This window comes from Acidisoma cellulosilyticum, from assembly GCF_020621385.1.
Lineage (GTDB): Bacteria > Pseudomonadota > Alphaproteobacteria > Acetobacterales > Acetobacteraceae > Acidisoma > Acidisoma cellulosilyticum.
Genome location: NZ_JAESVA010000007.1, coordinates 131,166 through 157,532 on the forward strand (window position 1 = coordinate 131,166; position 26,367 = coordinate 157,532).

At 63.2% G+C, this 26,367-nt stretch carries 20 protein-coding genes; 10 read left to right on the forward strand and 10 right to left on the reverse strand.

Annotated elements, in window-relative coordinates:
• Positions 1-619 precede the first annotated feature (619 nt).
• The 3 genes from ACELLULO517_RS19385 (at position 620) to pgm (ending at position 6,217) form a co-directional block, all read left to right on the forward strand.
• On the forward strand, positions 620-1,717 hold the full coding sequence (locus tag ACELLULO517_RS19385; RefSeq protein WP_227309070.1) for an acyltransferase family protein: 1,098 nt from the start codon (positions 620-622) through the stop codon (positions 1,715-1,717).
• A 363-nt stretch (positions 1,718-2,080) separates the two neighbouring features.
• Positions 2,081-4,564 (forward strand): glycogen/starch/alpha-glucan phosphorylase, encoded by a 2,484-nt coding sequence (locus ACELLULO517_RS19390; RefSeq protein WP_227309071.1) that lies wholly within the window; start codon positions 2,081-2,083, stop codon positions 4,562-4,564.
• Between the two features lie 15 nt (positions 4,565-4,579).
• Positions 4,580-6,217 carry a phosphoglucomutase (alpha-D-glucose-1,6-bisphosphate-dependent) gene (gene pgm, locus ACELLULO517_RS19395; protein ID WP_227309072.1) on the forward strand — a complete coding sequence of 546 codons (1,638 nt, stop codon included), beginning with the start codon at positions 4,580-4,582 and terminating at the stop codon, positions 6,215-6,217.
• A 23-nt stretch (positions 6,218-6,240) separates the two neighbouring features.
• Here pgm and ACELLULO517_RS19400 read toward each other — a convergent pair whose 3' ends face one another.
• From ACELLULO517_RS19400 to ACELLULO517_RS28945, 6 genes are all read right to left on the reverse strand, one after another.
• Positions 6,241-7,227: a CorA family divalent cation transporter gene (locus ACELLULO517_RS19400; protein WP_227309073.1), complete on the reverse strand. Its 987-nt coding sequence runs from the start codon at positions 7,225-7,227 to the stop codon at positions 6,241-6,243.
• 126 nt (positions 7,228-7,353) lie between these two features.
• The gene (locus tag ACELLULO517_RS19405; RefSeq protein ID WP_227309074.1) at positions 7,354-8,121 is read right to left on the reverse strand and encodes a sugar phosphate isomerase/epimerase family protein; all 768 of its coding nucleotides are present in this window, start codon (positions 8,119-8,121) and stop codon (positions 7,354-7,356) included.
• Between the two features lie 80 nt (positions 8,122-8,201).
• Complete coding sequence (locus ACELLULO517_RS19410) at positions 8,202-8,957, reverse strand: ATP-binding cassette domain-containing protein (RefSeq protein WP_227309075.1); 756 nt, start codon at positions 8,955-8,957, stop codon at positions 8,202-8,204.
• The gene (locus ACELLULO517_RS19415) at positions 8,950-9,987 is read right to left on the reverse strand and encodes an ABC transporter permease subunit (protein ID WP_227309076.1); all 1,038 of its coding nucleotides are present in this window, start codon (positions 9,985-9,987) and stop codon (positions 8,950-8,952) included. Before ACELLULO517_RS19415 ends, ACELLULO517_RS19410 begins: the two co-directional genes overlap by 8 nt.
• On the reverse strand, positions 9,984-10,976 hold the full coding sequence (locus tag ACELLULO517_RS19420; protein WP_227309077.1) for an ABC transporter substrate-binding protein: 993 nt from the start codon (positions 10,974-10,976) through the stop codon (positions 9,984-9,986). Before ACELLULO517_RS19420 ends, ACELLULO517_RS19415 begins: the two co-directional genes overlap by 4 nt.
• A gap of 131 nt (positions 10,977-11,107) precedes the next feature.
• Positions 11,108-12,346 (reverse strand): GGDEF domain-containing protein, encoded by a 1,239-nt coding sequence (locus ACELLULO517_RS28945; protein ID WP_227309078.1) that lies wholly within the window; start codon positions 12,344-12,346, stop codon positions 11,108-11,110.
• A 70-nt stretch (positions 12,347-12,416) separates the two neighbouring features.
• Between ACELLULO517_RS28945 and ACELLULO517_RS19430 the strand changes: the two genes are divergently transcribed.
• Positions 12,417-14,447: a M3 family metallopeptidase gene (locus tag ACELLULO517_RS19430; RefSeq protein ID WP_227309079.1), complete on the forward strand. Its 2,031-nt coding sequence runs from the start codon at positions 12,417-12,419 to the stop codon at positions 14,445-14,447.
• A 269-nt stretch (positions 14,448-14,716) separates the two neighbouring features.
• Entirely contained in the window at positions 14,717-15,970 is a 1,254-nt protein-coding gene (locus tag ACELLULO517_RS19435) for an MFS transporter (RefSeq protein ID WP_227309196.1), read from the forward strand.
• A 181-nt stretch (positions 15,971-16,151) separates the two neighbouring features.
• Here the strand turns inward: ACELLULO517_RS19435 and ACELLULO517_RS19440 are convergent, their stop codons facing one another.
• The 4 genes from ACELLULO517_RS19440 to ACELLULO517_RS19455 form a co-directional block, all read right to left on the reverse strand.
• Positions 16,152-16,361, reverse strand: a complete 210-nt coding sequence (locus tag ACELLULO517_RS19440; RefSeq protein ID WP_227309080.1) for a TOBE domain-containing protein — start codon at positions 16,359-16,361, stop codon at positions 16,152-16,154.
• A gap of 28 nt (positions 16,362-16,389) precedes the next feature.
• On the reverse strand, positions 16,390-18,240 hold the full coding sequence (locus ACELLULO517_RS19445) for an ABC transporter ATP-binding protein/permease (RefSeq protein WP_227309081.1): 1,851 nt from the start codon (positions 18,238-18,240) through the stop codon (positions 16,390-16,392).
• A 9-nt stretch (positions 18,241-18,249) separates the two neighbouring features.
• Complete coding sequence (locus ACELLULO517_RS19450; protein ID WP_227309082.1) at positions 18,250-19,128, reverse strand: extracellular solute-binding protein; 879 nt, start codon at positions 19,126-19,128, stop codon at positions 18,250-18,252.
• An 86-nt stretch (positions 19,129-19,214) separates the two neighbouring features.
• Positions 19,215-19,595 carry a winged helix-turn-helix domain-containing protein gene (locus tag ACELLULO517_RS19455; RefSeq protein WP_227309083.1) on the reverse strand — a complete coding sequence of 127 codons (381 nt, stop codon included), beginning with the start codon at positions 19,593-19,595 and terminating at the stop codon, positions 19,215-19,217.
• A gap of 67 nt (positions 19,596-19,662) precedes the next feature.
• On the opposite strand from ACELLULO517_RS19455, the gene ACELLULO517_RS19460 reads away from it, so the two are divergent.
• The 5 genes from ACELLULO517_RS19460 to ACELLULO517_RS19480 all read left to right on the forward strand — a co-directional run bounded on the left by ACELLULO517_RS19460 (position 19,663) and on the right by ACELLULO517_RS19480 (position 26,352).
• Positions 19,663-20,412: an acid phosphatase gene (locus ACELLULO517_RS19460; protein ID WP_227309084.1), complete on the forward strand. Its 750-nt coding sequence runs from the start codon at positions 19,663-19,665 to the stop codon at positions 20,410-20,412.
• 315 nt (positions 20,413-20,727) lie between these two features.
• Complete coding sequence (locus ACELLULO517_RS19465; RefSeq protein WP_227309085.1) at positions 20,728-21,954, forward strand: MFS transporter; 1,227 nt, start codon at positions 20,728-20,730, stop codon at positions 21,952-21,954.
• Positions 21,955-22,068: 114 nt separating this feature from the next.
• Positions 22,069-23,796: an IlvD/Edd family dehydratase gene (locus ACELLULO517_RS19470; protein ID WP_227309086.1), complete on the forward strand. Its 1,728-nt coding sequence runs from the start codon at positions 22,069-22,071 to the stop codon at positions 23,794-23,796.
• Positions 23,797-23,818: 22 nt separating this feature from the next.
• On the forward strand, positions 23,819-24,745 hold the full coding sequence (locus ACELLULO517_RS19475) for a dihydrodipicolinate synthase family protein (protein ID WP_227309087.1): 927 nt from the start codon (positions 23,819-23,821) through the stop codon (positions 24,743-24,745).
• A 29-nt stretch (positions 24,746-24,774) separates the two neighbouring features.
• Positions 24,775-26,352, forward strand: a complete 1,578-nt coding sequence (locus ACELLULO517_RS19480; RefSeq protein ID WP_227309088.1) for an aldehyde dehydrogenase (NADP(+)) — start codon at positions 24,775-24,777, stop codon at positions 26,350-26,352.
• Positions 26,353-26,367: the final 15 nt, after the last annotated feature.

The following is a 26,367-nucleotide window of genomic DNA, read 5'->3' on the forward strand; positions in this document are numbered from 1 at the left end:
ACGCCTTCCGGCAATAGGGATCTTTCCGACCGGATCTATCCAATTTCCGGGTCGAGGAAATGGTGCCGGTTTCGGGCAAAAGTCGCCATAGTCATTTCGATATAGAATAAAATTGGAAAATAGAAATTGGCAAGGAAAGGCTAATCCTTCCGCAATAGCCAGATTCCGAGGCGAGCAGGCATCCCGGCCTCAAGAAGGGAATTCCAAGCAATTTCCCGGAGAGGGTCGCAAATTTCCCCTGACGTCCTGCTGCCTTTGGCAGAGCGATGATTGCAGGCTGCGATCTTAAGAGGGGTAAAAGGCAAGCAGAATGGAGTTTTGCGGGCTCCAACTACTTCCATCGCCCTAATCGTCAAACGCGAAGCTGGGGCGTTACGATCCTCCGGGTTGGGATTTATTGCAAAAGACAGGATTTCGTCTGCGGATTAAAGTATCCGCTGTTTTTATTCGTGCGAGATTTTGACTGGCAAGATTGTAAAGACGGGCAACATTGTAAAGACCGGCACCCTTGTAAAGAATGGTTCGATTCTCTGTTTTGGATGCGACCTAAGGCTGAAAGCAGCGTCATGGGCGAGCGATGAGCGAGACGGCAATAATGGAAGCCGCTAGCAAAACGGTGTTGCACCGTCGATCCTATATCTACGGTATAGACCTGCTGCGTTTCACGGCGGCGGTTATGGTCGCCTTGTTTCATCTGACCTGGTTTGAGGCCAGCACAGCGCAGATCGACTGGTTCGGCTGGATCGGCGTGCAGATCTTTTTCGTGATATCGGGCTTCGTCATCGCGCAATCGGCGCAGGATGCGGGACCTGTGAGCTTCGCAATCTCACGCTTCCTGCGTCTTTATCCCGCCGCCTGGATTTGCGGTGCCATCAGCCTCGCCATTCTTCTCTACAATGGCAGCACGGCTCCTACTCTCCTGCCATTGCTGTCGGAGTTTTTCAGATCGGTCGTTCTTTATCCGATGGGACCGTTTATCGCGACGGCCTATTGGACCCTGCCGATCGAAATCACCTTTTATGCGCTGATCGGATTTGTTCTTTATCTGCGGGCATTCGATGACATTGAAACCATAGCGCTGGGCCTTTGTCTTTGCAGCGGCGCTTATCTCTGCGCTCTCGCTTTGCTGTATCTGGGCATCATCCACACCCCTTGGCTGGATTTCGGCTATGGCTGGAAGAACATTACATTGCTGAGGCATGGGATTTATTTTTCCGCCGGCATATTTTGCTGGCTGATATCGGAGAAACGGCTGGGTTGGCGTGGCGCGATCGGTCTTCTGGTTGTTTGCCTCTGCGCGCCGATGGAAATAACCTGCCGCACCGACGAACTCACGAAGCTCATGCCGCGCGTGATGGATGTCCGGTCGATCGGCTGGGTGCCCGTTCTGATCTGGTTTCTGGCCTTGGCCTTCATTCTGGCTTCCGCCCATTGGCGGGAGCAATGCCAGCATCTTCCTCGACCCGTTTTGAGGACCGTTCGGCTGCTTGGCCTGACAACCTATCCCTTTTACCTGATGCATGAGCGGATCGGGCGCGCGGTGCGGCATATATTCCTGTCCAAGGGCTATAGTTCCGCGCTTGCCATTGCGATCGGCGGGCTGATCGTCACGGCCGTCGTCGCAATACTGGTCGCGCGATACGGGGAACCCCTGCTCAGAAAAGTCATGGCGGCCTGGATTTCTCGGCTCCGGAGACGGCAGAAGCGTCTGGCCTGACCGCCACCGCCACCGCCACCGCCACCGCCACCGCCACCGCAGGCGGGGCAGGGACCTCGACCAGGTCCGGGCGCAAGCGCCTTCGAATTTTAACGTGCCTCCCCCGCCGCCGCGTGAGACGGTCAATCCAGCAGGGGAGTAGCGCGTGAGCGAGGGTCGCGACCGGTGGATTGGCCGAGCTTGGCTGGCCGGATTTCATCCGGGCTAGGCGAGAACCCAAATCATCAAAATGTCCCGGCCAATGAGCGGCTCCGCGATTTGCCCTCCGGCCAAAGCCCTAGCCCTTTCTCCTATCGGTGACAGCGCAGGCCAGTCTGTCGCCCAGGGAACCTAGCCTTATTTTATAAACACGGGAGAAACGTCATGGACGATCTAGCCGATAAGTCGCTCTCGCCGGATCGCGAGCCCTTGGATCTGGCAGCGATGCCGGACGTCGATCAGCTCGCCACGCTCTTCGCGCAAAATCTTTTGTTCGATTCGGTGATCGACCCGTCGCAGGCCGGTCTGCGCCAGGTTTTCGAGGCGGCAGCCGGCTCCGTCCGTGATCTTTTGTCCGAGCGCTGGGTTCAGACCGAGCGCCAATACGACAGCGCCAATCCGAAGCGCATCTACTATATGTCGTTGGAATTTCTCATCGGCCGGTCCCTCGCCAATAACGTCTTCAATCTGATGGTCGAGCCCGTTCTGGAACAGGCCATTCGCGACAAGGCGCTGAACTGGATCGATCTGATCGAGCAGGAACCGGATGCAGGGCTTGGCAATGGTGGCCTCGGTCGTCTGGCCGCCTGCTTCCTCGACTCCATGGCCGCCATGCAGCTACCCGCGATGGGCTATGGTCTGCGCTACGAATACGGGATGTTCAAACAGTCGATCGAGAACGGCTGGCAGCGCGAACAGGCCGATAACTGGCTGCGCAATCAGGACCCATGGGAAGTCCGCCGGCCGCAGGATATCGTCGAGGTCAAGCTCGGCTGCAGCTTCGTCATGAATCATGGCAGGCTGGAATTGATTCCGAACCGTCCCTCCAGCCTTGTCGGTGTCCCTTACGACCGGCCGGTCGTGGGCTACGGCAATAAGACCATCAATACGCTGCGCCTGTGGAGCGCGACGTCCCATGACGATTTCGATTTCCGCGAATTCAGCAGCGGCGATTTCGTGTCTGCCCTGATCGGCAAGATCGCGGCGCATACGGTGACCCGCGTGCTTTATCCGGATGATTCGACCGAGATGGGCCAAGGGCTGCGCTTCGCCCAGGAATATTTCCTGGTCGCCTGCTCGCTCGCCGATCTCGTCCGCCGTTTCCGTCGCGGCAATAGCGACTGGGCGCTTTTGCCCGAAAAATGCGCCATTCAGCTCAACGACACGCATCCGACGCTGGCCGTGCCCGAACTCATGCGTATCCTGCTCGACGAAGCCGGGCTCGGCTGGGATCAGGCCTGGGATCTGACGAAGCGGACCTTGGCCTATACCAACCATACCTTGCTGCCCGAGGCGCTGGAGAAATGGTCGCTGCATCATTTCCAGACCATGCTGCCGCGTCAGCTTGAAATCATCTACGAGATCAACCATCGTTTTCTGGACGATGTGCGCGCGCGCTTCCCCGGCGACGAGGCGAAAGTGCAGCGCGTCAGCCTGATCGAGGAAGGCGCGGAAGACAAGGTCCGCATGGCCAATCTGGCCATCGTCGGGTCCCACAGCACCAATGGCGTCGCCGCCATCCATTCCGAGCTGCTGCGCAAGCTGACGGTCCATGATCTGGCCGAGATATTCCCCGAGCGGTTCAGCAACAAGACCAATGGCGTCACGCATCGCCGCTGGCTGGCGCTGGCCAATCCCAACCTCGCGTCCGCGATTTCGACGGTGATCGGCACCGGCTGGTTGACCGATCTCACGGCGATCGCCGGGCTCAGGTCGGTCGCGGACGATCAGCACGTGCAGGATCTGTTCCTTGCCGCCAAAAGCGCCGCGAAGCAGGATTTTGCCGGCTGGCTGCTGCGCACTAGCGGGCAGAGCGTCGACCCCGAGACCATCTTCGACTGCCAGGTGAAGCGTATTCACGAATATAAGCGCCAGATGCTCAACGCGCTGCGCGTGATCGTTCTCTACAATCGCCTGCGCGCCAATCCGGATATGGCGATGGTGCCGCGCACCTTCTTCTTCGCGGGCAAGGCGGCACCGGCCTATCAGCGCGCCAAGCTCATCATCAAATTCATCAATAATCTTGCCGGCACGATCGACGGCGACCCGGCGGTCAAAGGGCGGCTCAAGATCGTGTTCCTGCCCGAATATTGTGTCTCTCTCGCCGAGCGGCTGATCCCGGCGGCCGATGTCTCGAACCAGATCTCGACCGCCGGTTTCGAGGCGAGCGGCACCAGCAATATGAAGTTCATGATGAATGGCGCGCTGACGCTGGGCACCCGCGACGGTGCGACGATCGAAATGGCACAGGAAGCGGGCGAGGAGAATTTCTTCCTCTTTGGTCTGACGGTCGATGAGGTCGAGGCCAGCCGGGGCTATTACGACCCGCATTGGCATTACGAGAACGAACCTGAAATCCGTGCCGCGCTTGACCTGATCGCCAGCGGCCATTTCAGCGAGAACGAGAAGGGGGCCTTTACCCCTCTGCTCGACAGCCTGCTGAAGGAAGGCGACCGCTATATGCATCTGGCCGATCTCTCGGCCTATATGCGGGCGGACGAAGCCCTTTGCGCCAACTATGCCGACCGTCGGGCATGGGCGCGGAAGGCCATCCTCAATATCGCGGGTTCCGGCCAGTTTTCCAGCGACCGGACTATCGCGCAATATGCTTCCGAGATATGGCAGGTGAAACCCTGCCCGGTCGCGTAAGAGGAGCGAATAGCCATGGCCTTGTCACCCCTTGCTGGAAAGCCTGCGCCCAAGGCTATGCTGATCGACCTGGCTGCGCTTGAAGCAGCCTACAGCGCCGTGACACCCGATCCCGCCAATCCCGAGCAGCGTGTCAGCTTCGGAACCAGCGGCCATCGCGGCTCGTCACTGCGCGGGTCCTTCACCGAAGCGCATATCCTGGCGATTACCCAGGCGATCTGCGATTACCGCCAGCAGCAAGGCGTGACGGGTCCGCTTTTTATGGGCAAGGACACCCATGCGCTTTCCGGTCCCGCCGAGCGGACGGCGCTTGAGGTTCTTGCCGCCAATGGCGTGACGGCGGTGGTGCAGCCGGAGAATGGTTTCACCCCGACGCCCGTCATTTCGCACGCGATCCTGACCTATAACCGCGGCCGGTCCGAAGGGCTGGCCGACGGTATCGTCATTACCCCGTCCCATAATCCGCCGCAGGATGGCGGTTTCAAATACAACCCGACCAATGGTGGGCCGGCCGATACCGATGTCACCAAATGGATCGAGACGCGGGCGAATGCGCTGCTGGCGGAGGGTAACCGGGATGTGAAACGCATCCCCTTCGAGCGGGCGATCCTGGCGGATACGACCCTGCGGCAGGACATGATGATGCCTTATGTCCGGGATCTGGGACAGGTCATCGATATGGAGGCCGTCCGCGACGCAAAGCTGCATCTGGCGGTCGATCCGCTGGGCGGCGCGGCGCTTGCCTATTGGGCGCCGATCAACGCGCTATACGGTCTGGACATCACCGTCACCAATCCTGTCGTCGATCCGACCTTTTCCTTCATGACGGTCGATCATGACGGGATCATCCGCATGGATTGCTCAAGCCCTTATGCCATGGCGCGGCTTGTCGATCTTAAAGACGAGTATCGGGTCGCTTTCGCCAATGACCCCGATTCCGACCGGCATGGCATCGTGACGCCGGGCGGCGGGTTGATGAATCCCAATCACTATCTGGCTGTCGCGATCGATTATCTGCTAGGGCATCGGCCGGGCTGGTCCGATGCGGCGGCCGTGGGCAAGACCCTGGTCAGCAGCAGCATGATCGACCGTGTCGTGCAAAGACGTGGCCGCAAGCTTCTGGAAGTGCCGGTCGGCTTCAAATGGTTCGCGCCGGGATTGTTCGACGGCACCTGCTGCTTCGGTGGCGAGGAAAGTGCCGGTGCCAGTTTCCTGCGCCGCGACGGCCAGGTTTGGACCACCGACAAGGATGGACCGATCATGGATCTTCTGGCGGCGGAAATCACCGCCACGACAGGCCGCGATCCGGGTGAGCATTACGAGGGTCTGGCCGCCGACCTCGGCACGCCGCATTATGTGCGGATCGATGCGCCGGCAACGACCGAACTCAAAGCCAAGCTGGGGAAGATGAGCCCCGAGACGGTGACGGCGAAGGTGCTGGCGGGCGAGCCGATCACCCGTATCCTGACGCGCGCGCCGGGGAATGACGCGCCGATCGGTGGCCTTAAAGTCGAGACCGAGAGCGGCTGGTTTGCCGCGCGACCCTCGGGCACCGAGGCCGTCTATAAAATCTATGCCGAGAGCTTCAAGGACGAGGCGCATCTGCAGGTCCTGGTGTCCGAAGCGCAGCAGCTGGTCGACGGCCTCGCCTGATCAAACCTGACAGGCGCGGCTGCCTAAAGCATGCGGCCGCGCTTGAGCAGCACAAGCGTGACGATGACGGTCACGACCATCAGCAGCATGCCGTACCAGAAGCCGAGATGCGCCTGGCCCCAGGGCAGGCCGCCCAGATTCATGCCGAATATGCCGCTGATCAGCGAGATCGGTAGAAAGAATACCGTGACGATCGAGAGGATATAAAGGTTGCGGTTCGTCGCCTCCATCAGCCGGGCGGAGGCCTGTTCCTGAAGCAGGCGGGCGCGTTCCTGCACAAGGTCAAGGTCATGACCCAAGGCGCCGAGCCCTTCTATGGCGCTGCGCAGCCGCACGGCATCATTCTCGGCGACCCAGTGCGGCAGTTTCGCGAGCAGGGTCAGCAAGGCGTGCTGTTGCGGAACCATATGCCGGCGAAGACGCGCCGCAAGGCGACGAATGCGGCCAAGCTCCTCCCCAGGGCGGCTCGGCCGGCCTTCCAGAATCTTTTCCTCAACGTCATCGACGCTGTCGGCAAGACCAAGGATGAGGTCACCGAGCGTATCGGTTACGTGGAGCAGGAAATTGGTGACCAGCACGATGGGCCGCCCGTCCTGCAGACCCTCGCCGATGGTCTTGCGCAGCTTGTCGATCGCGGCCAGGGGCCGGTGGCGAACGCTGATGAGACAATGATTGTCCAGGTAAAGGCGCAGGACGTCCAGCCCGTCGGTTTGGCTGGCGAATTCATGGTGCAGATCGCCGATGATACCGCATAGCCCGCTACCGATCGCCTCGATGCGCATGTGATTGTCCGAGCCGAGGAGAAGCGCTTTGGCCGCCGGCGGCATTCTCTCGCAATGGCTGATCCATTGTCGCGCGCCGGCATCGCCATGGTCGAAATGGAGCCAGACCAGATTATCGGCCTGATTGAAGTGCAACGCGATATCGGCGGCGCGGATCACCGTCATATTGCCGTCGGGCGCGATGCTATAGCCGCAGACAAGCCCTTTATCGTCGAGGGTCGATTCCATTGAAACGTCTCCGCGGCTGCGACATCAGGCTCGCCCGCACGCGGGAGCAAACCTTCTTCAGGGCGATAATTCCAGCTGCAAATCAGTGACGTTTAGCGGCGATCCGACACGGCTGGGCATTGGGTGCTACGCAGCAAGAGTCCGGAGAAAGGTTGCGACCCTTGGCGCGTCTTCGGCCGCCAGTCCGTGGGTGATGACAGGTCCCGCGAAACCCGTGGCACGCAAATGCTGAAAGAAAAGCGGAAAGTCGATGATGCCTTCGCCGGCAGCGACAATGCTGCCGTCCGCATCGCGATCCTTGGCATGGACGATGGCGATGCAATCCCCGAGCAGCTCCATCGCCTCGGCGAAAATCCAGTCCTGATCGGTTTGCGGGGAGGCGACGATATTGGCCGGATCGAGTACGATGCGAAGATGGGGCGAGCGTATATCGCGCAACAACTGCGCCGCTTGCATTGAAGAGGCAACGACATTGGCCATCTCGGGCTCGATACCGAGATCGACGTCGAACCGGTCGGCGAGGGCGGCCGCTTGTTCCATTTCGGCCAGCAGGGTCGCCCAGGCGCAGGGCCCCTCGTTCTGCGGATGATAGCGCCAGGGATCATGCGGATCGCGCGTGCCGGTGCAGAGCGTGACGAGATCCGTGCCGATGGTCCTGGCATGGGCGAGCAGGTGGGAGAGGCGGGTGAGGCCCTGACGGCGGGCCGCCGCGTCAGGGTGGATCATGTTATAGGTGCCGGAGAGCGCGGCGATGCCGACCCCGCTGTCAGCCGCGGCGGCAGCGATGCCGTTCAGCACCGCCGCGTCCAGATTGTCCGGCATGGCCGGCAGGCCGCAGCAGGAGAGGCTGAACTGCACGCAATCATAGCCGGCGGCCGCGGCACCGGAGAACACGGCCTCCGGCGTTTGGCCGGGAAACGTTCTGGCGAAGATGCCAATCGGGTTCAGCGGCGCGTTTCCTCACGAAAAGGCATTCATTCCTGCCCGACCATCAGGCGCACGATTTCCTCGGGGTCGACATTTCCGACCTGACGCTCGCCCGCCACAATGCCCCGGCGCAAGACGACGATACGGTCACTGACCGCGAACATATCCGCGAGATTGTGGGAAATGAAGATGACGCCGAGACCCTTCTTTTTAAGCGACCGGATAAGGTCCATCACCTTGCGCTGTTCCGGCACGCCCAACGCCGCCGTCGGCTCGTCCATGATCAAGACCCGCGCATCCCAATGGATGGCGCGGCCGATGGCGACGGCCTGACGCTGACCGCCCGAGAGCGCGCGCACCGGACGGTCCAGCCGATCGAGATGCACGTCGAGCACCTCAATGGCCTTGGCGGCCTCTTCCCGCATGCGGCGACGGTCGATGCGCGGCAGGAACAGAAACTTCGTCTTCAGCTCGCGGCCGAGGAAGACATTGCCGCCGATATCGAGGTTATCGGCAAGCGCCAGGTCCTGGTAGATCGTCTCGATCCCCTGGGCGCGGGCCGCCTGCGGCCCATCGAAGGAGACGGGTTTGCCGCAATAGCGGATTTCCCCCTCGCTCGGCTGGAAAACGCCGGAGATGATCTTGGTGAAGGTCGATTTGCCGGCGCCATTGTCACCGGCAAGGGCCACGACCTCCCCGGCGCGGAGCGTGAAGTCCACCCGCTCCAGCGCATGAACGCCGCCGAAACGCTTGGAAATGCCATGCGTTTCGAGAACCGGATCACCGGTCATGATGTCACTCATCCTGTCGCCCTCCCCCGAAGCGTCTTTGGCTCTGATCGACGAGCACGGACACGATGATGACAAGTCCCACGGCGATGAACTGCCAGAAGGGCTCCACATTCAGGAAGACGAGCCCGTATTGGATGACGGCGATGATCAGCGCGCCGATGATGGTGCCGATGATGGTACCCGATCCGCCGAAAAGGCTGGCCCCGCCGATGACAACGGCGGCGATACTGTCCAGCAGCAGCGGTTCGCCCGCCTGCGGTGCGCCGGCGGCGAAGCGGCCCGTGTAGAGGATGCCGTCGATCCCCGCCGTCAGCGCCGATAGCATGTACAAAATAATGGTAACGCGGCGGACATTCACGCCGGCCCGCAAGGTCGCCTGCCGATTGCCGCCGATCGCGTAGGTGTACTGGCCGAATTGCGTCTCCGACAGCAGATAATGCACCAGCGCGACGAAGATCACGGTCACGATGACGATGACGGGAATGCCGAGGATGCGACCATTGCCGAGATAAGTGAGCCAGCTGTTATCGACCGGCACGGTGGTGCCGCCGGCAAACAGATAGGCAGCACCACGCGCCACGCCATACATGCCCAATGTGCCGATGAAGGGCGGGATACGCAGTCGCGCGATCAACAGCCCGTTGATCCAGCCGGGGATGAGGGTCGCGGCCAAAGCAACGACCACACCGGCCAGCAGCCCTATCGGCGCGCCGGCAAATGCGCCGACATCATTGGCGACATGGGCGGCGATCACGGCAGCCAATCCCATGGTGAAACCCACGGACAGGTCGATGCCGCCGGAGATGATCACCAAAGTCTGGCCGAGGCCGAGCAGCACCGGGGCCACCGCGAAGACCGCGACGGAACGGATATTGAAGCTGCTGAAGATGAAGGTGGAGCCATAGGCAATCTGCGACCAGATTTCGAAGACGACCAGAAGCAGAAGCAGAAAAATCCAGGCCCGGGCTGAGGCGACCGCTGCGATTATGCGACGCCCCCGGAGATTTCCGGGGGCTGAACGCGTGGGTAAGGCCGAGCTCATGACGCGTAGATGAACTTCTGAATGCTGGCATCATCGACATTGGATTTGTCGATGACCGTGAATCCGGTCGCGATCGCGGGCGGGATAGATTGCCCTGTCAAATGGGCATAGGCCGCCGCGACACCGAACCAACCGATCTCGGCCGGGTGCTGGGCGATGGCGATATCGATCAGCCCGGTTTTGATATTGCCGATGATCGTCTGCGGCGCGTCGAAAGCGACGACCTTGACCTTCCCGCCGGCGCCGCCCTGCTGCAGGCCATTGGCGGCCCCCATGGCGGAAAACAGATTGGCACCGAAGATGCCGGCCAGATCGGAATTGCGTGCCAGGACCGACTGCGACTGCGATGCCGCCTTATTGGCGTCATCATCATTGAACTGGGTGTTCAGAACGGTGATGCCGGGAAAGCTTTTTTTCATCTCATCGATGAAGCCGTCCTGGCGCTCGTCCGTCGTCGACACGCCGGGCTGCACGTTGGAGACATAGACCTTGCCCTTGCCGCCGATCGCCTTGGCCAGGGCGCGTGCCGCCATCTGGCCGCCCAGCGTATTGTTCGACGCGATATAGGAGAGCGGAAAATCGGCATTGCCGCTGCCCGTCTGGTAGACGCCACCGCCGATATAGGTATCGACCGTGATCACCGGAATGCCGGCGCTGACGGCAGCCTGCAGCGGTTGGATCAACTGCACCTTATCGGTCGGCGCGATCAGCAGCGCATCCGGCTTGCGGGCGATGACGGCGTCCAGCACCGGCACCTGCTCCACCGCGTTGAAGGAGGGCGCGCCCTGAAAGACGAGGTTGACGCCCAGCGCCTTGGCCGCCGCCGCCGCACCGCGATGCATGGTGATATAGAAAGCGTCAGTCGTCAGGCCCGGAATGAGGGCGACCGTGAAGGCCTTGCCCTCAGCCCGCGCTCGGCTTGACGATAAAAGGGTTGCAGCACCTGCCAGGCCCAGCCCCAGACCGCCGATTACGGAACGCCGTTCCATCTTAGGTTTCCCCCGTTTTTGTTCTTCATTGGCCAAAATTCTGGCAGGCGGCCCCGTTCGGGTGCGCGCACATCGCTATCAGGCCAGGATTTCCGAGGCGGGGCTAGCCCTGTTTCGTAAATTTCGTCGAACTAGGTTGACAGGCCGGGGCTCATTCTTGTCCGGCCGCGCAGAGCGACGCCTTCCGCATCCGCCGGCGTGAAGAGGGTCGCGCGGTTGCGGCCGGTCTCCTTCGCGCGATACAGCGCCCGATCGGCCGCCGCGATCAGCGATATACCGTCGATGACGCCGGTGTGGCGGGACTGCGGCTCCATCACCGCGATGCCGAGGCTGATCGAGACGACGCCGATGACGCCGCCTTCATGCGGCAAGTGGCGGGCGGCGACGGCCTGTCGCATGCGTTCGGCCAGCGCCATCGCGCCGCGCGCATCGGTCTGCCGTATGACGGCGGTGAATTCCTCCCCGCCGTAGCGCATCACCTCAGCGCGCTCGGGCGGCAGGCTGGTCTGCAGGCAGGTGGCGACCGTCTGCAGGCAAGCGTCACCGGCCGGATGGCCGTAACGGTCATTATAGGCTTTGAACTGATCGACATCGATCATGATGACGGCAAGCGGCTGTCCATCCCGCTGGGCGCCCTTCACGGCCGCCGTCAGGCGTTCATCGAGCGAGCGGCGGTTGGGCAGGCCGGTCAGCGCATCGGTGAAGGCTGCGCGGCCATGCGCCCATTCCGATTCCTCCTTGACCAAAGCCACGAAGGCGAAGCTGAGCACAAGATAGAAGCCCATGACGGCGAAGGCCGAGACCGGGACGGTGGTGAGGTCGATCCCGAGCCCGAGGTCGCGGAAGATGGAGACCGCCTGCAACAGACCCCAGGCCAGGCACAGCACGGCGAGCAGACCGAGCAGGCCTGAGACGAACAGCCGGCCCGCGCGTTTGGGGATCGGGCTGGGCCACAATGCTCGCAGGGCGAGCAGCAAAAGGGGCACGACCAGCAGATAGGAGACGGCGAACCGCGCGCTGGGATTGTGGAGAAAGCGCGGGATACAGGCGCAAAGCAGCCAGAATGCGCCGGGCAGCGGCAGGGCCGCGATGCGCGGGCGATGACCCGCCGCGACGCGGCAGCCCATCCAGACGCAGCTGACGCCGGTCAGCACGGCGGGCTGCGCGAAGATCACGCCCTCCAGCCCGGGCCAGATCAGTCGCACAATGAATGTCGAGCCGCTGAGGAGGGAGGCCGCCACCATCCATAGCAAGGCGCGCTGCTGCCGGTTCTGGGACCAGATGACGAGATAGTTCAGGCAAGTCGCCAGTATGACCAGGGTCATGGTCAGGGCCATGGTCAAGGGTTCCGGAAGGTGAAATTGCGTCACGCCGCCTCTCTAACATACGCGCAGAACACGCCGCTTGACCGGTGACGGCCATTCTGTCCGACTGGTCAGCATGACCGAAGATAATCCGCTCCTGCTCCCTTGGACGACCCCTTTTGGGGTGCCGCCCTTTGATCTCATCAAGCCGTCGCATTTTTCGCCGGCCTTTACGGCGGCCATGGCAGAGAATCTGGCTGAGATCGCGGCGATCGGCAGCAACCCTGAGAAACCGAGCTTCGCCAATACGGTCGAAGCGCTGGAGCGGTCGGGTCGTGCTCTGAACCGCGTCAGCTCCGTCTTCTACAATCTCGTCAGCAGCCAGGGCGGTGAGGCGCTGGAGGCGCTGGACCGCGATCTGGCGCCGCAGTTGGCACAGCACGGTATGAAGGTGGCGCTGGACCCGGCGCTGTTCGCGCGGATTGCCACGCTGCAAGGGATGAGCGAATTGCTGGGGCTGGAAGAAGACCAGAAGCGGCTGCTGGACCGCTCCTATCTCGGTTTCGTCCGCTCCGGCGCGGCGCTGGACGAGGCCGGCCGCGCCCGCATGACCGCGATTTCCGAGCGGTTGGCGGCACTGCATACGGCCTTCGGTCAAAACGTGCTGCATGACGAAAAGACCTGGTTCCTGCCGCTGAGTGAGGGCGACCTGGACGGCTTGCCGGATTTCGTCCGTGCCGGCGCGCGGGAGGCTGCCGTCGAGCGTGGACGGGACTTCTATGCCATCACCCTGTCGCGCTCGCTCATCGAGCCTTTCCTGACCTTTTCGGCCAGGCGCGATCTGCGCCAGACGGCCTATGAGGCCTGGATCGCGCGGGGCGTGCATCCTGGGGCGCATGACAACCGGGTGCTGATCCCCGAAATCCTGGCGCTGCGCGCCGAGCGCGCCAAGCTATTGGGCTTTTCCGACTTTGCCGCGTTTCGCCTCGCGGATTCGATGGCGGGGTCGCCCGCTTCGGCGGAAGCGTTGTTGGCCGAGGTCTGGGAGCCGGCGAAAAGCAAGGCGGCCGCCGAGCGCGACCGGCTGCTGGCCGCCGCACGCACGGAAGGCTTCAACGATGCCATTCAGCCCTGGGACTGGCGCTATTACGCCGAGAAGGTCCGTCAGACCGATTACGCCTTGGATGAGACGGAGCTGAAACCCTATTTCCAGCTTGAACAGTTGCAGCAGGCGGTTTTCGACACCGCGTCCCGGCTGTTCGGTCTCAGCTTCGTGCCGCTGCCCGATCTGCCGCTGTATCACCCGGACGTGCGCGCCTATGAGGTGCGTGACGCGGACGGGCATGTCGGTATTTTCCTGGCCGATCACTTCGCGCGGTCGGATAAGCGGTCCGGCGCCTGGATGAGCAGTTTTCGCGACCGGGAAAATCTGGACGGGCCGATCTCCCCCATCATCGTCAACAACAACAATTTCGCGAAGTCACAGCCGGCGCTGCTGAGCTTCGACGATGCCGAGACGATGTTCCACGAATTCGGCCATGCTTTGCATGGGCTGCTCAGCCGCGTGCGCTACCCCTCGCAATCCGGCACCTCCGTGCGCCGGGATTTCGTGGAGATGCCGTCTCAGATCTACGAGCATTGGATGTCGGTGCCGGAGACGCTGAAGACTTACGCGACCCATTATCAGACCGGTCAGCCGATCCCCGATGCCTTGGTCGAACGGCTGCTGGCGGCGCGGGGCTTCAATGAGGGGTTCGGCACCGTTGAATATACCTCGGCCGCCCTGATCGACATGGCGCTGCATCAGCATCCTGACCCAAGCGCCATCGATATCGAGGCCTATGAGCGCGCCTTCCTGGCCGGCATCGGCATGCCGAAGGAGATCGGCATCCGCCACCGCCCGGCGCATTTCCAGCATCTGTTTGCCGGCGGCGGCTACGCGGCCGGCTATTACTCCTACATGTGGTCGGAAGTGCTGGATGCGGACGGGTTCGAAGCCTTCAAGGAGGCCGGCGACGTTTTCGATCCCGTCATGGCAGCGCGACTTCGCGTGCTGCTGTCAGCGGGGGATACGCGCGACCCGATGGCGCTTTACATCGATTTCCGAGGCCGGCCGCCGCATACGGCGGCGCTGCTGCGCAGCCGGGATCTGATCCCGGCCGTTTGACCGATGGATTGCCGCACGCTCCGGCAAGATTGGCCGGGGCGTGACTGGCGACATCTGGTTGACTCATTATACCACCAGACATAGTGTCCGCCCCGAATCGCAGCCCGCCGCCATAAGGCCGGTTGGTAGCCGCGACCGTCCAGGAACTTGCGCTCACCTTTTAAGCGCGAATGAAGCCCAGGGGAGGACCTGCCATGTCGGCAGATAATGCGGCCGTGCGCGCGACCGTCAGAAAAATTTCGTTTCGGTTATCAATTTTTATCGGGTTGATGTTTTTCGTCAACTTCCTTGACCGTGTCTCAATCTCCTTCGCCGGTCCGAGCGGGATGAACCACGATCTGGGTCTTTCCGCCGCACAATTCGGCTTTGCCGCCGGCATTTTCTTCATCGGCTATATTATTCTGGAAATCCCGAGCAATCTGGCGCTGCACCGTTTCGGCGCGCGGGTCTGGCTGGCGCGTATCATGGTCACCTGGGGCATCGTCACCGTTCTGTTCACCTGGGTGCAGAACGTCCATCAGCTTTATTGGCTGCGCTTCTTGCTGGGCATCGCCGAAGCCGGTTTCTTCCCTGGCGCGATCCTGTTCCTCAGCCTTTGGGTGCCGCAGCGTTTCCGCAGCCAGGTTCTAGCGAGTTTCTATATCGCGCAGCCGCTGACCATCGTGGTCGGCTCTCCGCTGGCCGCTCTTCTGATGCAGCTGCACGGGCTGACGGGCCTTGCCGGCTGGCGGACGATGTATCTGGGCGTCGGTGCGCTGGCCGTAATCGTCGGTATCGTCACCTTCTTCCTGCTGCCGGACCGGCCGTCCGAAGCGAAATGGCTGACGCAGGGTGAGCGCGACTGGCTGAAGGCCGAACTCGCCCAGGAAGACGGCGTGCCGCGCCATGCCTCTCCGCTGCACGCTTTGACCAATGGCCGGGTCTGGCTGCTCTCCATCGTCTATTTCGGCCTGGTCTATGGGCTTTACGCCATCGCCTTCTTCCTGCCGACGATCATTGCCGGCTTCCAGTCCCACGCGGGCGTGCATTTCGGCGTGATGCAAAAGGCGCTGATCACCGCCATTCCTTATCTGCCGGCAGCGATCGTGCTGTTCCTGTGGAGCCGTGACGCGACCAAGCGCGGTGTCCGCGCCTGGCATGTCGGCATTCCGGCCATCGCCGGGGCCGTCGCCATTCCGCTCGCCGTGCAGGTGTCCGACACCGTGGCGGTGATGGCATTGATGACGGTCGTCGCCTGCGCCATCTTCGCGGCCCTGCCGGTCTTCTGGTCCATCCCCTCCCGCTTCCTGACGGGTGGGGCGGCAGCGGCCGGCATTGCCCTGATCAACACCGTGGGCAATGTCGCGGGCTTCGTGGCGCCTTATATCACCGGCTATCTGAAGGGGGCGACCGGCGGCTATCAGCTGCCGATGCTGATCGTCGGCGTCTTCATGGCGCTGTCGGCGGTCGTCATCTTCAGCCTGACGCTGAAGCCGACGCCGCCCGAGGCGAAGGCGAACCGGGCAAGTCGGGTAGCTTCCTGAGGTGTCTGGGTTAATTGAAACTGCCCAGCTAGACAAAAAAGGGCGGCACAAATCTCTTAAGTTGTCATCCCCAGGCTTGACCCGGGGATCCATTTGCCGTGGCGCCCCAACGACTGGATGGCCGGGTCAAGCCCGGCCATGACGAGTTTGGGGACGTTTCCAATCAATCGTTTGGCAGACCCTAATCAATCGCGACCATCACGTCCGACGCCTTGATCACGGCGATCGCGGGATCTCCGACCTTGAGGTCGAGCTCCGCGATCGCCGCATTGGTGATGGAGGAGGTGATGATGACGCCCTGGCCGATATCGATGCGGACATGGCCTGTGGTCTGGCCGAGCACGACCGAGACGATGGTGCCTTTGATCTGATTGCGCGCGCTGAGTTTCATCGTTTCGTTCCCTGATGCGGAGACCAACTTAGCCTCGCGGCGTCTCCGCGTCTCTGTCCCAAATCTGAATCGCGCCCGGCGGCACAATCACTTGAACAGGGCCGAGGCGAAGGTCTTCATCCGGCGCCTGGATCACGGGCAGTTCGGCATCGCCGAGCCGGATGATCACGCGCTGCCGTCCGGCGACGGGCGGTTCGATCGCGATGATCGCGGCCGGCAATCCGCCATCGGTCAGGATGCGGATGCGATCGGCCGACACCGTCCAGCCGATCGGGGCACCAGGGCGCAGGGCTGGGCCGGAGACCGCAAGCGTCATTTCGCCACCGATCGCGATAAGATCCGGCGCCACGACCTGCCCGAAGGCAGCACCTTCCGCACCGAGAAGGCGCGCGACGAGGGCCGAGCGTGGGCGCAGAAAGACGGTGTTGACCGGTCCCGCCTGCAATACCCGCCCGCCGTCCAGAATGATGATGTCATCGGCGAGCGCGAAAGCATCCGCCGGATCATGCGTGACGAGGACGCTGGTTGCCGCGATCTCCCTCTGCAAGGCCCGCAAAGCGGCGCGTAGCTCTGCCCGCAAGGGCGTGTCGAGCGCCGCGAAGGGCTCATCCAGCAATAGCAGATCGGCGGGACGGCCGAGTGCGCGGGCGATGGCGACGCGCTGTTGCTGGCCGAGCGAGAGGGCCGCGGGGCGCCGCTGTTCCAACCCGGCAAGGCCGAGCGTTCCGAACCAATGTCGCGCCTGGGCGAGGTCGGCATCGCGCGCGAAGCCGAGTTGGCGCTCGGCGGTCAGATGCGGAAACAGGCCGTAGCTTTGCGGCACATAGGCGACGCGGCGGTCCTCGGCCGAGGCGCTGTCCCAGATCCGGTCGCCGATGACCAGCCGATCGCCCCCTCGCGCGTCCAATCCCGCGAGCGCGCGGAGGGTGAGGGATTTGCCGGAACCGGACGGCCCCAGAATGGCGATCCGACGTGCCGTGCCGCTATAGGCGACGTCGAGCGAAAATCCGTCCAGTTGCCTTGCGAGCGCGAAGGTAAATTCTTGTACGGCCGCCGGTTCGGTCAGGGCAAAGGCTGGCGGCGGCAGCGCGCTGCCTGTCTCGGCCGGCCGTTCTCTCCTGCGGTTCGGGCTGACGATTGCTGTCGCTGCCAGCATGACGAGAAGAGCGGCACCGAGTGTCGGCAGCAGCACCGGCACCATGGCCGGCAGGCCTTCGCCGCCGAAAGCGACATAGGTGTAAACGGGCAAGGAATAGGGGTGATAGGCGACCATGACGGTCGCGCCGAATTCACCGAAGGCGCGCAGCCAGGCGAGCAGCAGCCCGGCCAGAATGCCGCGGCCAGCGAGCGGCAGGGAGACGCGCAGAAAGACGCTGCCGGGCCGATGACCCAGTGTGCGCGCCACGTCCTCCAATACCGGATCGACCTCCGCGAAGGCGGAGCGCGCGGCGATGATGAGGAAGGGTGCGGCGACGAAGGTTTCCGCGAGGACGATGCCAATGAGGCTGTCGGTCAGTGCGCCATGGGTAAGCTGGCCGATCGGGCTGGCATAGCCGAGCAGGAACAGCAGCAGGATGCCGCTGGACAGTGGCGGCAGTGCCAGCGGCAGCTGCACCAGAAAGCCGAGCAGACCCATGGCTGGGCCTGGGCGTTTGGCGAGCAGATAACCGAGCGGAATGCCGCCCAATGCGATCAGCACCGTCGCGGCAGTGGCGCTGAAGACCGAGACAAGAGTTGCCTGACCCAGTCCCTGCCAATCCGCGCCGCGCCAATCCGCGAGGCCGAGATGGGCGATCCCGGCGACGAAGGGGGCGGCAAGATAGACAGCGAGGAGCGCGCCCAGGACCGGAAGAACCGGCCAGCGACCTCTCCTCGCCATAGGCTGCGATTACTGGCCGGACTTCGCGAGGGCCAGGATGGCAGGCGGCACCTTCGCGGCATCGCCCGTCACCTTAATCGCTGTCAGGCCGAGCCCATGTGCGCGCATGATGGCCGAACCCTCGTCACCCAGCAGGAAGGCGAGGAAAGCGACGCCGGCATCCGCATGCGGCGCGCCGTTCAGCACCGTCGCGGTGTAGTGCGCGCTGAGCGCGGTCTCCTTGGGCAGAGTGACGAAGGGGATCTTCAGATCGGTCGTCTCGGTCGAATAGAAGAAGGCGGCATCCATCTGGCCGGATTGCAGCCGGCCGACCAGGGTTTCCTCGGGCAGGACCTGGGCCGGGTTTTCCGCCGCACCGAGGACTTTTTCGCTGAGGCCGGGGAGCTTGTAGACGGTCTCGGCCTTCTTCAGCAGGTCGACCGTCAGCTTGCCCTTGGGGTCCAGCTTCGGGTCTGTGCGGCCGATGCGGATGCCGGGCATCTGCAGCACTTCGTACCAGGGCTTGGTCTTCAGCGCGTCGGCGAATTTGCTGCTCGGGTTATAGCCGATGACCAGCGGGGACTGCGCGAAACCGACATACCAATCGACCCAGGCGCCATTGGCCGCACCCATCAGGCTGTCATTCACCTTGGGGGAGGCGCTGATGAAGACATCGCCCGGAACCAGCTTCCCCTTGATTTCATTGGCGAGCTTGTTCGATCCGCCGGCATAGCCGCGGAAGCTGCCGCCTGTGGCTTTGTCGAAGGCCGGCCCGACGCCGTGTTCCATCATATTCACCATGGAACCGGCATAGAGGACATTGACGGTGCCGATGCCGGTCCCCGCGCGGGCGACGACGGGAAGCAGAGTGAGCGACAGGCCAGCCAAAAGAACGTCACGACGTTGCACGGCAAGTCTCCTGAACCATGTGACGCGCTTGATGCGCGTTATTCCCGGATGACGATAACGGGTGACAGGGCATCCGGCCAGACAGGCTAGCTCTCGGTTGGCTTGTGAATTTCGGCTTCGAGCGCCGCGATATCATCCTGTGACGCGGCGGTGATGGCAGCCTCGGCCGCGCGAAAGCGGGCGATGACCGTCTGGCCCAGCGGCGTCAGCTTGGCCCCGCCGCCATGCCGTCCCCCGGCATGGCGCGTGGTGACAGGCCGGCCGAAGATTTGGCCGGTTTCCCGCACCAATTCCCAGGCGCGGCGATAGGACATGCCCATCTCCCGCCCGGCGGCGGCGATGGAACCGAGCCGCTCGATATGTTCCAGCAATTCGACCTTGCCGGGACCGATATGGCCGCCGTTATCCAGATAAATGCGAAAGCGGATCGCGGGCAGAGCGGCGTCTCCTGTCGTTTGCCGGGTCATAGTCCGGCCAGATGACCGGAAGACAAAACTGAATTATAAAATTTTCAAAACAAACCGGAGACCGTCTGTGGCGCGTGCATGGCTTTACTGGGCGGTTTCAGGCTGCGTTTTGGTGCTAAGCGGGCCGGTCGCATCGGCGCATAAGGCTGGCACTAAGGACAAGAGCGTCACGGCCTATTACATCGACCCGTCACAGGTCGATCTGGATCTGCTGCTGGCGCCGCCGCCGGTTCTGGGTTCTGCAAAGGAATCCGTCGATCTCGCGACCGTCGTGAAAGCGCAGGCGGACCGGACGGCTGAGGAGGCGGTCGACGCCGAGGCCGATCACGAACGCTCGGTCTTCCGCTTCGCCGATGTCCTGGGGCCGCAGTTCACGCCCGAAAATCTTCCCTTCGCGACAGGGTTTTTCGCGCGGGTCTATGCCGACGAGAAGCAGATCGTCTTTCAGACCAAAGCCCATTTCAACCGCCCCCGCCCCTTCATGGTGGATGCCAATCTGTCGCCTATGGTCGAACCGCGGAAGACGCCGTCCTATCCCAGCGGGCACACCACCTTCGCCTATGTCATGGCGATCATCCTGGCCAATATGGTGCCGGAGAAGGCGGGGCCGATCTTCGACCGGGCTGCCGAATACGGCTATAACCGCGTCGTCGCCGGGGCGCATTTCCCGACCGATATCGAGGCCGGCCGCATTTCCGGCACCGTCATCGACAGCGTGTTTTTCCATGATCAGGCGTTTCTGGGCGATTTCTATCAGGCGCGGGCAGAGGTGCGGCAGGCGCTGGGCCTGCCCAGCATGGGCGACATGGACCGCTAAGACCTCGTTGGATTTAGTCGAGGGCGCGCCCTGATATGTCGCCCGCGGGCTCGTCCCGCGGGTCTACCGTCTGACCCGGCACAAGGCCGGCGAGGCGCCACGGCGGATCGCACTCGACCGGGTCGCGCTCGACCGGGTAGATCCGCGCAACAAGTGCGCGGACGACACATTCCAATGGACCTGGCCAATGGACCTAGCCGAACCGAGGCGTCCGCTCATACAGGTTTGAGGGCAGGACCGGATGAGTCCAGACTTTCCGCGCGGCTTCGCCACTCCATCTAAGAAGGGCGCTGCACCCAAGGATTCCCCTCCGTTTTGATCTCCGCCTCCACCCACCTCGCCCTGATCAACTTCTTCACCGGCGATATCCAGGGCGGCCTTGGGCCGTTTCTGGCGACCTGGCTGGCCTGGCAGGGCGGATGGAGCCCGGCGCGCGTCGGCTCCGTCATGACCGTCATCGGTCTCTTTGCCCTGCTGCTGAACGGGCCGGCGGGTGCGATCGTCGATCATACGCGCTATCCGCGTCTGGTTCTGGCGACGGCCTGCGGTGCCATTCTGCTCGGCACGGCGATCATCGTGCATTGGCATGGGCTGGTCTGGGTCATCGTCTCGCAATGCCTGGCCGGGGCCGGCGGCACGCTGATGCTGCCGGCGCTGACGCTGTTTACGCTCGGCATCGTCGGCAAGGACCGCTTTCCGAAACAGCAAGGGCGCAATCAGGCCTTCAACCATGCCGGTATCGTCGTCGCGGCCCTGCTGATCATCGGCCTGAGTTCGCTGGTCGGTCCGACCGCGCCCTTCTGGGTTTTCGGCACCATGGCGCTCGGCGCCATCATCGCGATTTTCGCGACGCCGGCGCAGGCCTTCAACGGTCGCCGTGCCCATGGCTGGGAGGAGGGGGAGCCGGACCATGTCGAGCATCGCTCGGCCATCGGCGATATCCTGCGCAATGCCGGTCTGGCGCGGCTGGCCTTGGCGCTGACGCTGTTCAACCTCGCCAACGGCTATATGCTGGCTTTGATCAGCCAGCGCCTGGTCGTCGCCGGGCATAACGGCACCGGCTGGCTGGCGGCCTATGTCGTCATCGCCCAGGGCGTGATGATCCCGGTCGCCCTTTGGGCCGGACATCTGGCGGACCAAAAGGGCCGGCGCCGGCTGCTGACCATCGCCTGCCTGGCCTTGCCCCTGCGCGCGATCCTGTCGGCTTTCACGACCGATCCCTGGGTGCTGATCGTCGCGGAAGTGCTGGACGGGGTGAGTTCCGGCCTGATCGGCGTCGCCATTCCGGTCGTGGTCGCGGACCTGACCTGGGGCACGGGGCGGACGCAGACGGCGCTGGGCGCGCTCAATACCATCCAGGGTGTGGGCGGCGCGCTGTCCGGCCTGTTCGGCGGCACCATGGTCAGCTGGCTCGGCTGGCAGAACGCTTTTTTCGCCCTCGCCATTCCTGCGGCGGTCGCGGCCGTTCTGGTCTTCGGCATTCCGGAAAGCCATCGTGACATTGCGGGCGGTGTGCGCGAAGCGGTCCAGCCCGGCGATTAAGGGGGCGATTAATTACGCCCGCCCCGGTAGCGGAGCTTGATTGCTGGCGTTATCATCCGAACATTCGCACCAAGACGATAACGGCAAAACAGCCAATAAGCGGAAACGGATGCCATGACGACAAAGAAGCCCCTGCGCAGCCAGGAATGGTTCGGGCGACAGGATAAGATGGGGTTCTACTACCGGTCCTTCCTCAAGAACCGGGGTTTTCCCCAGGATCAGTTCGAAGGCCGCCCGGTCATCGGCATCTGCAATACCTGGTCCGAACTCAACCCCTGCAATTCCCATTTCCGCACCATTGCCGAGCATGTCCGCTACGGCATTCTGGACGCGGGCGGCTTTCCGCTGGAATTCCCGGTCTCTTCGCTCGGCGAAGTGACGATGCGGCCGACCGCCATGCTGTATCGCAATCTGGCGTCGATGGATGTCGAGGAGGCGGTGCGCGCCCACCCGCTGGACGGTGTCGTGCTGCTGATGGGCTGCGACAAGACAACGCCGGCCTTGCTGATGGGCGCGGCCTCCGCCGATCTGCCGACGATCGGCGTTTCCGGCGGGCCGCAGCTGCGCGGCGTCTACCGGGGCAAGATCATCGGTTCCGGCACCAATATCATTTCCATGAGCGAGCAGTTGCGGGCCGGCGAAATCACGCTGGAGGAGTTTCATGAGGCGGAAGCCGGTATGAACCGCTCCTCCGGTCACTGCATGACCATGGGCACGGCTTCCACCATGGCGAGCATGGTCGAAGCGCTGGGCGTGTCGCTGCCCGGCAATGCCGCGATCCCGGCGGTGGACGCGCGGCGCAACGAATTGGCCCGGTTTTCGGGCCGCCGCATCGTCGAGATGGTGAACGAGGATCTGACCCTCTCGAAGATCCTGACGCTGGATGCCTTCGAGAATGCCATCCGCACGCTGGCCGCGATTGGCGGATCAACCAATGCCGTCGTGCATCTTCTGGCGATCGCCGGACGCATCGGGGTCGAATTGTCGCTGGATGATTTCGACCGTCTGGGCAAAGGCGTGCATTGCCTGGTGAACCTGATGCCCTCCGGCCAATTTCTGATGGAGGATTTCTATTACGCGGGCGGTCTGCCGGTGGTGCTGAAATCCCTGATCGAACAAGGCTTGCTGCATGAAGGCGCGTTGACCGCGAACGGTCGCAGCATCGGCGAGAATGTGGCGCGCGCCGAATGCTGGAACGAGGAGGTGATTACCCCCTTCGCCGAGCCCTTCAAGCCCGACGCCGGCATTGCCATTCTGCGCGGCAATCTGTCGCCGAACGGCGCGGTCATCAAACCCTCCGCCGCGTCGCCGGAATTGATGAAACATACCGGGCGCGCGGTGGTTTTCGAATCGGTCGAGGAGATGCATCACGCCGTCGATGATGACGACCTCGACATCGATGCGTCCTGCATCATGGTGCTGAAGAATTGCGGGCCGAAAGGCTATCCGGGCATGGCCGAGGTCGGGAACATGCCTTTGCCGCACAAGCTGCTCCGCGAAGGTGTGCGCGACATGATCCGCATTTCGGATGCGCGCATGTCGGGCACCGCTTACGGCACGGTCGTGCTGCATGTGGCGCCCGAGGCCGCTGCCGGCGGCCCGCTGGCGCTGGTGCGGAACGGCGATATGATCACGCTCGACGTCTTGGCCGGCAGCCTGCATCTGCATGTTACGGATGAGGTATTGGCCGAGCGCCGGGCGGCCTGGGTGCCGCCGGCCCGCGCCGCCGATCGCGGCTATACCCGGCTTTACGTCGATCACGTCTTGCAGGCCGATAAAGGCGCCGATCTGGACTTTCTGGTCGGTCGCAGCGGTGCGCCCGTGCCGCGCGACAACCACTAATAGAAGATAAAGGGAGAAAAAAATGGCCGATATCACAAGGCGCTACACCGGTATCTTTCCCGTCGCCCCCACGATCTTTCATGAGGACGGCAATATCGATCTGCCGGGCCAGCTGCGCGCGATCGATTTTATGATCGATTCCGGCTCCGACGGCATCTGCATCCTCGCCAATTTCTCCGAGCAGTTCGTGCTCTCGGATGAGGAGCGGGAGATGCTGACGACCGCCATCCTTGACCATGTCGCGGGCCGTATTCCGGTGATTGTGACGACGACGCATTTCAGCAGCCGCGTCACGGCCGAGCGCAGCCGCCGCGCGCAAGACCAGGGTGCGAGCATGGTCATGATCATGCCGCCCTATCATGGCGCGACCTTTCGCGTGCCGGAACATGCGATCTACAGCTATTTCCAGGTGGTCTCGGACGCGATCGACATTCCGATCATGATCCAGGATGCGCCGGTCGCCGGCACGCCGCTGTCGGCAGCCTTCCTGGCGCGCATGGCGCAGGAGATCGAACAGGTTTCCTATTTCAAGATCGAGACGCCGCAGGCCGCCCAGAAGCTGCGCGAGCTGATCCGCCTGGGCGGGGACGCCATCGAAGGCCCCTGGGATGGGGAGGAAGCGATCACCCTTCTCGCCGATCTGGATGCCGGTGCCACGGGCGCCATGACTGCCGGCGCCTATGCCGATGGTTTGAAACCCATCATTCACGCCTATCTGGCAGGCGACCGGGAGGCGGCTGTGGAGGGTTACGGCCGCTGGCTGCCGCTGATCAATTACGAGAACCGGCAGGGCGGGTTGCTCGCCTGCAAGGCTCTGATGAAGGAAGGTGGTATCATCGCCTGCGATGCGCCGCGCCACCCGCTGGTGCCGCTGTCGCCTGAAACGCGGGCCGGGTTGCTGGATGCCGCCCGGCGGCTTGATCCGCTGGTCCTGCGCTGGGGCAAGTGAGTGTCGGGCCTGAAACAAAGGAGAGACGCATGAGCTTGACGGGTGAGATGCTGATCGGGGCCAGCGCATTGCGCGGCACCGGGCAGAGTTTTTCGGGTTTTGACGCAGCAAGCGGCGCGGAACTGGCGCCCCACTATGGCAGCGCCACGGAGGCGGATGTCGCCCGCGCCTGCACGCTGGCCGAGGAGGCTTTCGCCCCCTATCGCGCCGCTTCGCCCGATATCCGCGCGAAATTTCTGGAACTCGCTGCCAGCAAGATCGACGCGCTGGGCGATGCGCTGACGGACCGCGCCTGTGCCGAGACCGGCCTGCCGCGCGGACGTATTGAGGGTGAGCGTGGCCGCACCGTCGGCCAGCTGCGCCTGTTCGCGCAGGAAGTGCGGGAAGGCAGCTGGCAGGATGTTCGGCTTGATCCGGCGCTGCCGGATCGCAAGCCGCTCGCCCGGCCGGACCTGCGCATGCGCATGATCCCGCTCGGGCCCGTGGGTGTTTTCGGCGCCAGCAACTTCCCGCTCGCCTTCTCGGTCGCGGGTGGCGATACCGCCTCGGCGCTCGCTGCCGGCTGTCCGGTGGTGGTGAAGGCGCATCCCGCGCATCCCGGCACGTCCGAGATGGTCGGCCGCGCGATGCAGGCGGCGGTGAAGGAGGCTGGATTGCCGGAAGGCGTCTTCTCGCTGCTATTCGGTGTCGGTGACGCTCTCGGCACGGCCCTCGTCGCCGATCCGCATATCAAGGCCGTGGGCTTCACCGGCAGCCGCGCCGGCGGTCTGGCGCTGGGCAAGATCGCCGCCGCGCGGCATGAGCCGATCCCGGTCTATGCCGAAATGAGCAGCATCAATCCCGTGTTGCTTCTGCCCGGCGCGCTGGCTGCGAGTGGCGCGGCGCTCGGGAAGGCCTTCGTCGGTTCGCTGACCATGGGCGCGGGACAGTTCTGCACCAATCCCGGTCTGCTGCTGGCGATCCCCTCAGACGGGCTCAATGCTTTCGTGACGGCGGCCGGCGAGGCCATGGGCGACGCCGCTGCCGGCGTCATGCTGCACAAAGGCATTCTGGCGGCCTATGAGAAGGGCGTTGCCAAGCTGGGCGATACGGCCGGCGTGAAATCTTTAGGTGCGGGCCATAAGGCCGAGGGCAAGGCGGGTGCTGCCTTCTTCGGCACCGACGCGGCGACCTTCGAGAAGACACCGCATCTGGCGGATGAGGTTTTCGGGGCCGCCGGGCTGCTGGTCGCGGATGCCGATCTGATGGCGCTCGCGCGTCTCATCCAGGGTCTGGAAGGGCAGCTCACCATCACCGTGCATATGACGGATGATGACGAGGCGCTGTTCACGGCCCTGCTGCCGGTGCTGGAGACCAAGGCTGGTCGCATCCTGATAAACGGTTGGCCGACGGGCGTGGAGGTTTGCCATGCCATGGTGCATGGCGGGCCGTTTCCAGCGACATCGGATGCGCGCACGACCTCGGTCGGCACGCTCGCCATCCGCCGCTTCCTGCGGCCGGTCTGCTACCAGAATGTCGCCGAGCCGCTGCTGCCGGATGCATTGCAGGATGCCAATCCGCAGGGTCTGTGGCGCCGGATCGACGGTGTCATGACCGCGCCGGTCTGAAACACGAAGCGGGAG